Source organism: Paraflavitalea sp. (assembly GCF_059502485.1).
Genome location: NZ_JCACET010000008.1, coordinates 1,124,796 through 1,137,151 on the forward strand (window position 1 = coordinate 1,124,796; position 12,356 = coordinate 1,137,151).

The 12,356-nt window shown below is 46.6% G+C and carries 10 protein-coding genes; 8 read left to right on the top strand and 2 right to left on the bottom strand.

Annotated features, from left to right (window positions below):
• From AC5JBY_RS07430 to AC5JBY_RS07445, 4 genes are all read left to right on the top strand, one after another.
• Entirely contained in the window at positions 1–1,188 is a 1,188-nt protein-coding gene (locus AC5JBY_RS07430; RefSeq protein WP_495903932.1) for a trans-sulfuration enzyme family protein, read from the top strand.
• A 117-nt stretch (positions 1,189–1,305) separates the two neighbouring features.
• Positions 1,306–2,748, top strand: a complete 1,443-nt coding sequence (locus AC5JBY_RS07435) for a TolC family protein (RefSeq protein WP_495903933.1) — start codon at positions 1,306–1,308, stop codon at positions 2,746–2,748.
• A 20-nt stretch (positions 2,749–2,768) separates the two neighbouring features.
• Entirely contained in the window at positions 2,769–4,148 is a 1,380-nt protein-coding gene (locus AC5JBY_RS07440; RefSeq protein WP_495903934.1) for an efflux RND transporter periplasmic adaptor subunit, read from the top strand.
• Between the two features lie 111 nt (positions 4,149–4,259).
• Positions 4,260–5,294, top strand: a complete 1,035-nt coding sequence (locus tag AC5JBY_RS07445; protein WP_495903935.1) for an NAD(P)H-dependent glycerol-3-phosphate dehydrogenase — start codon at positions 4,260–4,262, stop codon at positions 5,292–5,294.
• A gap of 131 nt (positions 5,295–5,425) precedes the next feature.
• Here the strand turns inward: AC5JBY_RS07445 and AC5JBY_RS07450 are convergent, their stop codons facing one another.
• Positions 5,426–6,139, bottom strand: a complete 714-nt coding sequence (locus AC5JBY_RS07450; RefSeq protein WP_495903936.1) for a TylF/MycF/NovP-related O-methyltransferase — start codon at positions 6,137–6,139, stop codon at positions 5,426–5,428.
• Positions 6,140–6,394: 255 nt separating this feature from the next.
• On the opposite strand from AC5JBY_RS07450, the gene AC5JBY_RS07455 reads away from it, so the two are divergent.
• Positions 6,395–7,324 carry a DNRLRE domain-containing protein gene (locus AC5JBY_RS07455; RefSeq protein WP_495903937.1) on the top strand — a complete coding sequence of 310 codons (930 nt, stop codon included), beginning with the start codon at positions 6,395–6,397 and terminating at the stop codon, positions 7,322–7,324.
• Positions 7,325–7,388: 64 nt separating this feature from the next.
• Here the strand turns inward: AC5JBY_RS07455 and hemW are convergent, their stop codons facing one another.
• The gene (gene hemW / locus AC5JBY_RS07460; RefSeq protein WP_495903938.1) at positions 7,389–8,510 is read right to left on the bottom strand and encodes a radical SAM family heme chaperone HemW; all 1,122 of its coding nucleotides are present in this window, start codon (positions 8,508–8,510) and stop codon (positions 7,389–7,391) included.
• A gap of 47 nt (positions 8,511–8,557) precedes the next feature.
• On the opposite strand from hemW, the gene AC5JBY_RS07465 reads away from it, so the two are divergent.
• The 3 genes from AC5JBY_RS07465 (at position 8,558) to AC5JBY_RS07475 (ending at position 12,327) form a co-directional block, all read left to right on the top strand.
• Positions 8,558–10,360 carry an autotransporter assembly complex protein TamA gene (locus AC5JBY_RS07465; RefSeq protein ID WP_495903939.1) on the top strand — a complete coding sequence of 601 codons (1,803 nt, stop codon included), beginning with the start codon at positions 8,558–8,560 and terminating at the stop codon, positions 10,358–10,360.
• A gap of 87 nt (positions 10,361–10,447) precedes the next feature.
• On the top strand, positions 10,448–11,491 hold the full coding sequence (locus AC5JBY_RS07470; RefSeq protein ID WP_495903940.1) for a DUF4271 domain-containing protein: 1,044 nt from the start codon (positions 10,448–10,450) through the stop codon (positions 11,489–11,491).
• Positions 11,492–11,568: 77 nt separating this feature from the next.
• Positions 11,569–12,327, top strand: a complete 759-nt coding sequence (locus AC5JBY_RS07475) for a uroporphyrinogen-III synthase (protein WP_495903941.1) — start codon at positions 11,569–11,571, stop codon at positions 12,325–12,327.
• The last annotated feature ends 29 nt before the right edge of the window (positions 12,328–12,356 follow it).

The following is a 12,356-nucleotide window of genomic DNA, read 5'->3' on the forward strand; positions in this document are numbered from 1 at the left end:
ATGATGTCTGAGCATGATTTGTCATATATCCTCAATGAGTTGGGGGAAGAAAGGGAGCAGTACTTCCGTGCGATATCGCCTCCGATAATGCAAACCAGTAATTTTGCTTTCAAGAGAGTAGAGGACCTTCGCAAGGTATTTGAAGACGAGTATAGTAATTATCTCTATAGCCGGGGGCTGAACCCTACCATCGATATCCTGCGCAAGAAGCTGGCTGCGTTGGACGGGGCGGAGGACTGCCTGGTGTTCAACAGTGGTTCTTCGGCCATTTTTGCTTCTGTATTTGCGAATATCCAATCGGGTGATCATATCGTATCTGTCAACAAGCCGTATACCTGGGCGCAAAAGATGTTCGATAATGTGCTGCCGCGCTTTGGGGTGACCACGACGTATGTCGATGGTACGAAAATCGAAAACTTTGAGCGTGCCATCCTGCCCAATACCAGGGTGATCTACCTGGAATCGCCCAATAGCTGGGATTTTGCCTTGCAGGATCTGCGGGCAGTGGCCGAACTGGCGAAGTCGGAGGGTATCGTTACCATCTGTGATAACAGTTTTTGTACGCCGCTGTACCAGAAGCCGATCGAAATGGGTATCGACATGGTGTTGCAGTCGGCCACCAAGTATATTGGCGGGCATAGTGATGTGGTGGCCGGGGTGCTTACGGGTACGCATGAAATGATGAAGAAGATCTTCGACAATGAGTTGTTGAATATGGGCAATGGGGTATCGCCTTTTAATGCCTGGTTACTGATCAGGGGTTTGCGCACACTCCCCATCCGGCTGGAACGCATTACCGCTACCACTCAAAAAGTAGTTGAATACCTTAAGCAACACCCTTCTGTAGAGGAGGTGATCTTCCCTTTCGACCGTGATTTTCCGCAGCTGGAGCTGGCCAAATCCCAGATGTCCGGAGCCTGCGGCCTGTTTACGATCGTGATGAAAGCAGAAAAAATGGAAGAAATTGTAACCTTCTGCGAATCATTGCGACATATTCTGATGGCTGTAAGCTGGGGTGGTCATGAAAGCCTGGCCATACCCCGTTGTGCGTCCCTGCAGCCGGAGGCTTTTAACGCGGCTGAACGGGAACACCGGATGATCCGTTTTTATGTTGGGCTGGAAGAGGCGGACTACCTGGTGAAAGACATTGGGCAGGCTTTTGCCGCGGTATCGGCTACGGTTGTTTAACGCTATTTTATTTTATCCTTTGCCGTGCATACTGTATTTTGTGGGGTTACGGTTGTATGTATATTTGTTTATATCTAATTGGCATCCCCCTTACTTTATAATCACAGTTATCGTTCTATGAAAAGGAAAATTCTATTACCTGTTTTATTGCAGATAGGGTTTATTGGCGCCGCATTTAGCCAGGATAAGTGGGACCTGAGGCGTTGTGTGGAATATGCGGTGTCGAATAATATTTCTATTAAACAGGCGGATGTACAAGCTAAGCTGTCTGAAGTAACGCTTTTACAAAATCAGCGTTCCCGATATCCTAATCTCGACTTCAATGGCAATGTGGGTTACAGCTCTGGTCGTAACCAGGACCCTACCAGTTTCAGCCTTATTACGCAAGGCTTCCTGACCAGTGGTTACTCTCTCCAGGCTGGTGTTTCTTTATTCAACTGGTTCAGCAGGCAAAATACTATTGCTGCCAATAAGCTGGATGTACAGTCTGCAAGAGCTAATGTAGAAAAAATCAAGAGTGATATTTCGCTGAACGTGGCGGCTGCTTATTTGCAGGCGCTGCTCAATATAGAGCAGGTGCATATCAGTGAGGTGCAGGTTAAGCAAACTTCTGCTCAACTGGATAATACCCGGAAGCTGGTAGCGGCCGGCTCGGTGCCCGAGCTGAATGCGCTGGAACTGGAGGCGCAACTGGCGCGGGATAGTTCTACGCTGGTAACTACCAGGGCTACTACGGCTATATCGATCCTGCAATTGAAAGCTATATTGAACATGGATGCCGGCAGCCCTTTTGAACTGGATGCGCCTCCGGTGGAGCAGATACCGGTAGAGAGTCTTGCCGACCTGCAGCCGGAAACGGTGTATGGCATGGCCATTCAAAATATGCCTATCTCGAAGGTGAATGATTTCCGGGTAAAGGCGTCTCAAAAAGCAGTTGAGGCAGCCCGGGGTAATTTATATCCTACTTTTTCATTGTTTGGTAGCCTGGGCTCAAGTACCAACAGCAGGGCAATGGAAGCCTATAATCTCAGGCAGTTGCCTAATCCCATTGTTGGTAACGTAACAGTTGGCACTACTAATTATAATGTTATATCTGTAGACCCGGCATTTGCGTATGATACGCGTAAGTTGGGTTACTTCAAACAGATAGACCAAAACTTCCGGCAATCTGTTGGTATCAGTGTCAGTGTGCCTATATTAAATGGTGGTAGCCTGCGGGCAGCGGTCGACAGGTCGAAGCTGAACTTGCAGGGTGTACAATTGCAACAGCAGCAGGATAATCTTACGCTCAAGCAGGATATTTACAAGGCTTATACAGATGCCACTGCTTCTTTGCAAAAGTTCAGTGCCGGCAAGAAGTCTGTAGAAACAGCTCAAAAGGCTTATGATTTCGCGTCTAAGCGGTATGAGATCGGTTTGTTGAACACGATAGATCTCATTACCAATCAGAATAATTTATTCCGGGTCAAGATCGATCTGGTATTGGCTCAATATGATTACGTTTTCAAGTTAAAAGTCCTGGAGTTTTATAAAGGACAAGGGATCAAACTAACCAAGTAGAAACAACCAATTTTCGCATTATGAAGAAGAGAAAAATCTGGTGGATCATCATAGCGCTCATCTTACTGATAGTGGTATTAGTGGGGCTTAAATCGGGCGGTGTGATCGGCAAAGAGGAAGGCCTCAAAGTGTCGACAGAAAAAGTGACCAAACGCACCATTATTGAAACTGTTAACGCCAGCGGTAAAGTATATCCAGAGGTAGAGGTAAAGATCAGTCCTGATATTTCCGGTGAGATCGTGGAGTTGAAATATGATGAGGGTGATAGTGTAAAGAAAGGTGCTGTACTGGCGCGCATCTATGCTGATATTTATTCTACGCAGCGCAACCAGGCGGCTGCCGTGGTAGATCAACAGCAGGCTACGGTGGAGAACAGCAAGGCGCAACTGGAAAGTCTGAAATCTGCCCAGGAGCTGGCGCAGCGTGCATACGATCGTCAAAAGCAACTGGTGGCCGATAAGGTAATCTCAGCTTCAGAATTTGAGCAGGCTGAAAATACGTTGCGTAGCGCCAAGGCCAATTATAATGCAGCGCTGCAGAACATCCGCAGTGGGCAGGCTTCTATTGCCGGCGCACAGGCCAGCCTGGAAAGAGCTAATAAAGATCTTAGCCGTACAGCTGTATTGGCTACCATGGATGGCGTAGTATCGCTGATGAATGTAAAGAAGGGCGAGCGTGTGGTTGGTAACTCCATGATGGCGGGTACGGAAATGATGCGTATTGCCGACCTGAGTGTAATGGAAGTGCAGGTGGATGTAGGTGAGAACGATATTCCTAAAGTTAATATGGGCGATTCTGCATTGATCGAGATCGATGCGTATAGCAACCGCAAGTTCAAAGGCATCGTTACCAAGATTGCCAGCAGCAATACTACTGCCGGTAGTGTGGCCGCTACTGCTACCACCAACGATGTAACGAATTATAAAGTACACATCCGTATTCTGCCTTCTTCTTATAAAGACCTGCTGGACCCTTCCAAACCCAAGAAGTTCCCTTTCAGGCCGGGTATGAATGCCAGTGCGGATATTCAAACTACTACCAAGCCTAATGTTATTGCTGCTTCTATCAATGCCGTGACTACCCGCGAAAAGGGAACGGACAATGTGGCTAATAAAGATCAAAAGGATAAGAAGCCTGAAGAAGGCATCCAGGAAGAAACGAAAACTGGTATCGGCAGCGATCTCGATGAGGTGGTGTTTGTGCTGCAACCTGGCGGAACCGTAAAGCGTGTGAAAGTAAGGACCGGTATCCAGGATATCAATTATATCGAGGTGCTGGGTGGATTGAAGGAAGGAGATGAGATCATTACTGCTCCTTACAATGTAATCAGCAAAACGCTTAAGGATGGCATGAAAGTAAAAGTGGTGCCGGCTGATAAGTTGTTTGAGGTAAAGAAATAGCCGTAAGAAGTAGGCGGTAAAAGGTAAGACAAAATATATTGAAAGCTCAGGTGGTAACGCCTGGGCTTTTTTCTTTCTGCTGTTTCATTACTTTTGGGTCAAATAATGAGCATGAGAGTAGGCATTATCGGCAGCGGCAGCTGGGCAACGGCATTGGCAAAGATCCTTACCGACAATAAAAAACCGGTTCATTGGTTTGTGCGCAAAGAGGCGATCGTAAAGCACCTGCAGCAGCGTCACCACAATCCTCAGTACCTGCATTCTGTTTATTTCGATACTGCTTTATTGACGCTTTCTACGGATGTGGCCGCCGTCGTAGCCGCCAGCGACCTGATCCTGATCGCAATTCCTTCGGCGTATATTCTGGACACGTTGCAGTTGTTGGATAAGGGGGCTTTTAAAGGCAAAAAGATCATTTCGGCTGTAAAGGGTATCCTGCCCCAGAACAATTTGTTGCTCAATGACTACCTGGCCAAGGAGTACGATTTCCCTATATCGGATTATTTTACCGTGATGGGGCCTTGCCATGCCGAGGAAGTGGCGGCGGAAAAGTTGTCTTATCTCACTTTTTCGGGCGTAGATGTAACATTGACTGAAGAAATAGCGACTTATTATAGGACAGAGTATATCAATACGGTTGTCAACAATGATGTGTATGGCGTACAATACGCTGCTATCCTGAAGAATATCTATGCTTTAGGAGCGGGTATTGCTCATGGCCTGGAATATGGTGACAACTTTCTGAGTGTGCTGATTGCCAATTGTGCCGATGAAATGGCCGGTTTTCTCAAGAAGGTCGGTATTCAGCATATAGAGGTGGGTATTCACGAGGAAGACCCCATTACGCATCGAAAAGCGGCCAATTACTCAGCGTCGGTATACCTGGGTGACCTGCTGGTGACCTGTTATTCGCTCTTTAGCCGTAACCGTACGTTTGGGAATATGATTGGCAAAGGGTATTCGGTGCGGGCTACACAATTGGAAATGAACATGGTAGCGGAAGGGTACAATGCCTGCAAGTGCATCTTTGATATGAATCAAACGGTGCAGGCTGAAATGCCTATCGCTACGGCTGTATACCGCATTTTATGGCAAAATGTTAAACCTGCCGATGGCTTTAAACAGATAGAACAAGTGCTGGTCTAAATAGTGTAACTTACATATTGAATTATGCCTTTCTCTTATCAATCATATGGCCCCATTGTAATTCTCCTGATCATAGGAGTCCTCTCTGTTGTGGAGCTTGTTAAATACCTCAAGGGCCACAAACGGCAGCATTAAACTACTTTAAAGGCTACAAAGTAATAGTTATTGGAAGCCCCGATCAATTCAAGGTTGAGGTAAGAAGACTCGATGAAGTCCGTATATGCCCTGAACTCATGGGTAGGAACTGCAAATTGATCGAAGAAAATGATATCCCCTTTTTTAAGGAAAATCGCCAGTGACGTCAGCGTATACAAGGTGGCTGAGTAAAGGTCGGCATCCATAAAGAGAATGGAGCGCTTATTTTCCGGAAACTGTTTTACAAACCCGGGCAGGGTTTGTTGGAAAAGTCCCTGATGGAACTGTATGCGTGTATCATCGATCACCGGTACCTGGTTGCCGGTACCAAATGTTCCTTTCTTATAGGGACCCCAATCTTCCGGTAAACCGGTGAAGGTGTCGAATCCGTGGAACTCACTATCCGCATGGCAATTTTTTTCAGAAAACCAACGCATCGAATGGCCATGTGCTACTCCGAATTCCAGGTAATTGACCGGGCTATCTGTCAACTTTTCCTGCAGTAATACCCATTCATAGAAATCGAATCGCTTGTTATAGTCCCATTTTGAAGGAAAATCATTGTAGAGGGGTTTGTTCTTGCTTATCCATTCGGAAAGCTTTGACATGTGCATCAGGTTCAGGAAAAAACCGTTGAGTGCATTAAAGATGTAATGCAGCTGTAAGTAGGTAAACCAAATTTTGGTATACCTGATCAGAAAAAGTTTCATGTAGCCGATTTAGGGGGTAGTGTATGTAAGGGAGGTCTAATGTGTAATGGTAGGTAATGCAGTATCGTAAAAATTATTATAAATATTATTAGTGTCGTAGTAATAATGCGGTGGAGTAGTGATTTTTTGATTTATGTGGACTAAATGGTGCCGTTGACTTGCTTTAAGTCAAACAATTTCAGCTAAATAGTTACGTTAGTGGTTTTCGCTATCTTCGCGCTGTTATTGAACTGTGCTACCCTTAAACAAGTTTTTATGTCATTATTACGAAACGCTCTCTCCGTTCTTTGTGTGTCGGCGCTTTTTATTACAAGCTGCCAGAAAGACCCGCTTCCTCCTGAAAATTATGTTCCGAAAGTTGATGCCGGTCCGGCACAGGTAATCACTGTAGACGCTACCACGCTTACAGGATCTGCTTCGGATACCGATGGAAAGGTAGTCGCTTATTTGTGGAGCCAGGTTTCCGGGCCTTCCAAAGCGCATATTGTTAATGAAGGTTCGCCCACAACTTCCATCAAAGACCTGAAAAATGGTATCTATTTGTTTCAATTGATGGCTACCGATAATAAAGGCGCCACAGGTGTTGACACCGTTTCTGTTCAGGCTAAGCTGCCTGTTTCCCAAACGTTGACACTACAGCCTGCCAGCAACCCTAATGAGTTTCAACTTATCTATTACCTGGGTTCTCACTTCGCAAATGGACCGCTTGAGTGTGCGGTAGAGTCATGGACTAAAGGCGGAGACCAGTTCGATGTGCGTATGGTACTTAAGTTTGATCTGAGCAGTATTCCGGCGAGTGCGACGGTTACCAGCGCACGTTTATACTTATATTCTTATCCTGCTCCGACTCAAAGTGGTAATGTAACAGAAGCAAATTCAGGTTCTGCCAATGCTTTCTATGTGCGTCAGATCACCAGCAACTGGACTTCTTCAAGTGTCAGCTGGTCGAATCCCCCTACAGTTACAAATGCCAACCAGGTTTATGTGCCGCATACCGGTCTAAAGTTCCTTGATCTCGACCTTGATGTAAAAGGCCAGGTGGCTTCGATGGTTACCAATAATGCCAATTATGGTTTTTACTTCAAGCTTGAAAATGAAGTGATCTATACTTCACGCATATTCGTAGGTAGCTTTGAAACCCGGTTCCCGGACAAACGCCCCAAACTGGTGGTTACTTACCAATAAAGATATTTGTGCTGAATAGCAGAAGCCGTCCCTACCCAGGGGCGGCTTTTATTTTGCCTGCGGCTTATACAAACAAGTCTCCTGCTATTCCATCCGCAAAGAGCTTTCCTTGTTTGGTCAATATGAGCTTTCCATCTTGTTCGCGCAGCAATTCCTGTTGTATGTATTTGTGGCTGTTCCTGCGCAGGGCCTGGCTCATTTTATCGCCGCTTAGTTGCTGCACATGATCGAGGCTAAGCCCCTCCATGGTGCGTAGGGAGGTCATGATGTACTCATTGAGCCGCTGATCGGGTGTGAGGGTCTCTACTTCAAAAGGTACTGTTCCCTGTTTCAGTGATTGTATGTAAAGGGCATTGTTGGCAATATTCCACTGCCTGCCCAGTCCATTGAAGGAATGAGCGGATGGACCCAGGCCCAGGTATTTTTTGCCTTGCCAATAAGAGCTATTGTGCCGGCTGCGGTGGCCTGGCAAAGCGAAGTTGGATATTTCATAATGTTCGTAGCCTGCCGCTGCGGCCCAGTCCATCAGCAACAGGAACTGCCGGGCCTGATCGTCGGGCTGCACGTTGCTCACCTGGTGCTTGCGTATCATCGTGTCCAGCGCCGTTTTAGGTTCTACCGTCAATGCATAACAGGAAAGGTGGTGTATGCCCAACTCCACTGCCTGTTGTACGTTCTGTTGCCACCGCTCATCGGAAAGCGTGGGTGTGCCATAGATCAGGTCGATGGTAAGGTTGCTGAAGTGCTGCAAGGCCAGTTGGAGGTTGCCAATTGCCTGTTGCGCCGTATGGGCGCGGTTCATCCATTGCAGGTCTTCTTCAAAGAATGACTGTACGCCGATGCTTAAGCGGTTGATGCCTGCCTGCTTCCATTGCAGCAGGGTAGTTTCGTTGATGTCGTCGGGGTTGGCTTCGAGGGTTATTTCGGCAGTGGGGTCGATAGTAAAGTGATGGGACAGGGCGCCCAGTATTTTTTGCAGCTCCTCATTGTTCAATAAAGAAGGGGTTCCTCCGCCAAAGTAGATGGTTTCGACTATTTCTCCTGCAAGGTATTGTTGCTGCAGTTCGATCTCTTTCAATAAAGCGGTTAAAAAATCGTTCTTTAGGCCAAGTGACGTGGAAAAATGAAAGTTGCAGTAATGGCAAGCTCGTTTGCAAAAGGGTATATGTAGGTAGATGCCTGCCATTGGGTTCCGTATTTTTATCGGATATTACAGTTCAATTGTTGAAATGGATGACAAAGGTAGCAGTATATCGGAATATGGGTAGAAGGGGCGTTTTTGTCATCCTGTTCCTGCTGCCGTTGTTGCTCCACGCGCAGTATCGCCTGCAGATCGTTCCGGTGGATAAGGATTCGGTGTTTATCCGGCAAATGCGCCTGCAAACCGATTTCAGGAATCAGCTGCTTTGCGAAGAATATGTCAATAGTATTCCTTCTCTGCTTCAATCCAAGGGGTATCCCGCTGCTTCAGTAGACAGCGCTTCGTATGATTCTCTCTCAGCCAGCATTCATGTTTTTATAGGGGAGCCTATGAATTGGGCCCGGTTGTATACAGATTCTGCAGACAGGAAAATACTGGAGCAGGTGAACTGGAGCGGTAAGAAGTCGTCGAAGCCGGTTAGCTTCCAGGAGTTGCAGACCCTGCAACAGAAGATCCTCGATTACCTGGAAAACAACGGTTATCCCTTTGCCAAGATAAAGCTGGACAGCATCTCTGTACAGGATAATGCATTTGAAGCTGCTTTAAAGATCGAGAAAGGGCCTCTGTATAAGATCGACAGTATTTACAATAAGGGTAATGCGAAATTATCGTCTTCTTTTCTGCAGCATTACCTGAGTATTCCCAATGGCAGCCTGTTCAGGAAAGACAGACTGCAAACGGTCAGTAAAAAGTTGAGTGAGCTGCCTTTTGTGCAGGAGCAACAACCCTGGGACATGACTTTGCTGGGCACGGGCTCTATCCTGAATGTGTATCTGGCGCCTAAAAAGAGTAGTCAGATAAATGTGCTGGTAGGTTTCCTGCCGGCCAATGATCAACTCGTGAACAACAAGCTGTTGGTAACAGGTGAAGCTACCATCAACCTGAAGAACTCGTTGGGCGGTGGGGAGACCATCGGATTGAACTGGCAACAGGTGCAGGTGAAATCGCCCAGGCTCAATATTGTTTTTGCATATCCTTATCTGTTCAACTCTCCATTCGGTATCAATTTCGGTTTCGATCTTTTCAAGAAGGACTCTTCTTTCGTTAATATCAGCTTGTTGCTGGGTATGCAGTATGCGCTTGCTTCGAACCAAACGGGGAGTATCTATATTCAAAACCTGTCCTCCAACTTGTTGACGGTGGACACGTTTCAGATCAAGAACACGCGTCGTTTACCAGTAGAGGCTGATGTGCGATCGGTAAACTTCGGGATTAACTATGAATGGTTCAATACCGATTACCGGTTCAACCCGCGCAGGGGGAATGAAATTACGATCAACGCATCTGCCGGTACCAAAAAGATCAATAAGAACAGTTCTATTGTGAAGCTGCGTGACGACAGTGATCCTTCATTTGATTTTAACAGGTTGTACGATACGGTGACGCTGAATGCTTATCAATTCAGGGTGAAATTGACGGCGGCTCATTATTTTAAGCTTACCCGGGCTTCCACGCTAAAGACGAGTGTCAGCGGAGGCTGGTTTGAAAGCCCCAGTATATTCAGGAATGAGCTGTTCCAGATTGGCGGCTACCGCCTGTTGCGGGGCTTTGACGAAGAAAGCATTTTTGCTTCCCGTTATGCGGTGGGCACCGTGGAATACCGGTACCTGCTGGGGCAGAACTCTTACATGTTTGCTTTTACAGACCTGGGCTGGGCCAGCAACAAGGTGCCGACGGTGAACGTGAGCAACTCTTTTTTGGGGGTAGGGCTGGGTATGGCTTTCGAGACCAAGGCGGGCATTTTCAACATTTCCTATGCGGCAGGCAAGCGGGATGACAGTAAGTTCAACCTGCGGCAATCCAAGATTCACCTGGGCTATGTGAATTATTTTTAGGCGGGCATTATAATGAATCAATATACTTCGTCGTTCTCCGTTCATTATTAAGTATTCTTAATACTTTTGCACACCCAATTATTGCAGGTGAAAAAAATTGTACTACTTGTTTTTTATTGTATCCTGTTGTCCCAATTTTCCTTTGCTCAAACCCAGGATTCCACTACGCGGCAAGCCGATACTGCCTCTCCTGTGGCTCCCGTAGCACCGGTACAAGCTGATACACCTGTTCGCAAGCCTGTTGTTGCCAGGAAAAAGGTCGATAGTGCGGCACAGGTTAATAAACCTGTAGTAGCAGACTCCGTGCAGCCGGCCACAAAAGATACTGCCTTTATGCCTCCGCCGCTTAAATTGGATAGTATCCCGGCTGAAAACACACTGGCAAGGTTCCAGGCAGCTTTGCGCGACCATCCATATTATAACCTCAGGTTCAAAGGCACGCCCCGGCAGCTGTTCCTTAAAGAGGCCGAGGGCACCAGTACCGATGGCATTTTTTACTTTCTTTTCGGCCTGTTGTTCTATTATGCGATTATCAAGATCTTCTTCCCCAAATACCTGGATAATATCACCACGCTGTTTTTCCGCGTCACCATGCGGCAGCAGCAATTGCGGGAGCAGCTGTCTCAAACGCCGCTGCCTTCCTTGTTCCTGAATATCCTTTTTGTGAGCACCGGGGGTATGTTCCTGGCTTTTGCGGCCCGGTATTATCATTACATGCCTGGGCAAAACCTGTGGTTGTTGTGGAGTTATGGCTGTTTGCTGGTGATGGGTATATACCTGGGCAAGTTCATTATCCTGAAGATCATTGGCTGGATCTTTAACGTGAGCAATGCAACCGATACTTACATATTCATCATCTTTATGGTCAATAAAATGGTCGGGATTTTCCTGGTGCCGGTACTGATCCTGATGGCGTTCCCGTACGGGTCCTGGCTACCGGTGGTGATGACCCTGGCGTTCATTTTATTGGCGTTGGCGCTGGTTTATCGGTTCATAATCTCTTATAAACCAATTCGTAGTGAAATAAAGGTGAGTAGGTTCCATTTTTTCCTTTACCTTTGCGCCTTCGAAATAGCACCGCTATTGTTGATTTACAGGGTGTTGTTGAAGTTTGTGGAAAGAAGTTATTAATTTTGCGAATCCATACGGCACAAAATATGGTTAAAAACGGGGCTAAAAGCGTAGCAACTGATCTTAATTCGATTAGTGTGATTAAAAAAATATTGATCACCCAACCCAGACCAGAGACCGACAAGTCACCGTACTTCGAGCTTGCGAAGAAGTATAACGTGGAACTGCAGTTTCATCCCTTTATCCGGTTGGATGGAATTCCTGCGAAGGATTTCCGCCGGCAAAAGATTGAGATTGCGCAGTACACTGCTGTCATCTTCACCAGCCGCAACGCGATCGATCATTTCTTCCGTATCTGCGAGGAAATGAAAGTAAGCATCTCACAGGATACCAAGTATTTCTGCATCACGGAAGCCGTGGCTTTATATCTCCAGAAATTCATCCTCTACCGCAAACGCAAGGTGTTTTATGGTGCTGACGGCACCAATAAGAGCATGTTCGACGTGGTCAACAAGCATAAAGAGAACGAAAAGTTCCTTTATCCCTGCTCCGAAAACCAGCAGGACAATGAGATCGTGAACTGGCTCAAGAACAACAATTGCGGTTTTGCAACCCCCTATATGTACCGCACCATCAGCAATGATGTGAAGGAAGTACTGGACAACACCGAATTCGACATCATCTGCTTCTTTACGCCCAGCGGTGTAAAAAGCCTGTTCGACAATTGTCCTAAGTTCAAGCAGAATGGTACCCGTATCGGGGCATTCGGCAGCAACACTTCCCGCGCTATTGAAGATGCGGGCCTTACATTAGACATAAAAGCTCCTCAGCCTCAGGCGCCTTCCATGGTAGCTGCCCTTGAGCAATACCTGGCCGGTATTTTGAAGAAGAAGTAGGTCATTTTATTTTATTGCGAATTGTCCCG

What these genes read in the sequence shown, in the direction of transcription:
- AC5JBY_RS07430 (WP_495903932.1), top strand. Translation starts at nt 1, where the DNA reads ATGATGTCTGAGCATGATTTGTCATATATCCTCAATGAGTTGGGGGAA.
- AC5JBY_RS07435 (WP_495903933.1), top strand. Translation starts at nt 1,306, where the DNA reads ATGAAAAGGAAAATTCTATTACCTGTTTTATTGCAGATAGGGTTTATT.
- AC5JBY_RS07440 (WP_495903934.1), top strand. Translation starts at nt 2,769, where the DNA reads ATGAAGAAGAGAAAAATCTGGTGGATCATCATAGCGCTCATCTTACTG.
- AC5JBY_RS07445 (WP_495903935.1), top strand. Translation starts at nt 4,260, where the DNA reads ATGAGAGTAGGCATTATCGGCAGCGGCAGCTGGGCAACGGCATTGGCA.
- AC5JBY_RS07450 (WP_495903936.1), bottom strand. Translation starts at nt 6,139, where the DNA reads ATGAAACTTTTTCTGATCAGGTATACCAAAATTTGGTTTACCTACTTA.
- AC5JBY_RS07455 (WP_495903937.1), top strand. Translation starts at nt 6,395, where the DNA reads ATGTCATTATTACGAAACGCTCTCTCCGTTCTTTGTGTGTCGGCGCTT.
- hemW (WP_495903938.1), bottom strand. Translation starts at nt 8,510, where the DNA reads ATGGCAGGCATCTACCTACATATACCCTTTTGCAAACGAGCTTGCCAT.
- AC5JBY_RS07465 (WP_495903939.1), top strand. Translation starts at nt 8,558, where the DNA reads ATGACAAAGGTAGCAGTATATCGGAATATGGGTAGAAGGGGCGTTTTT.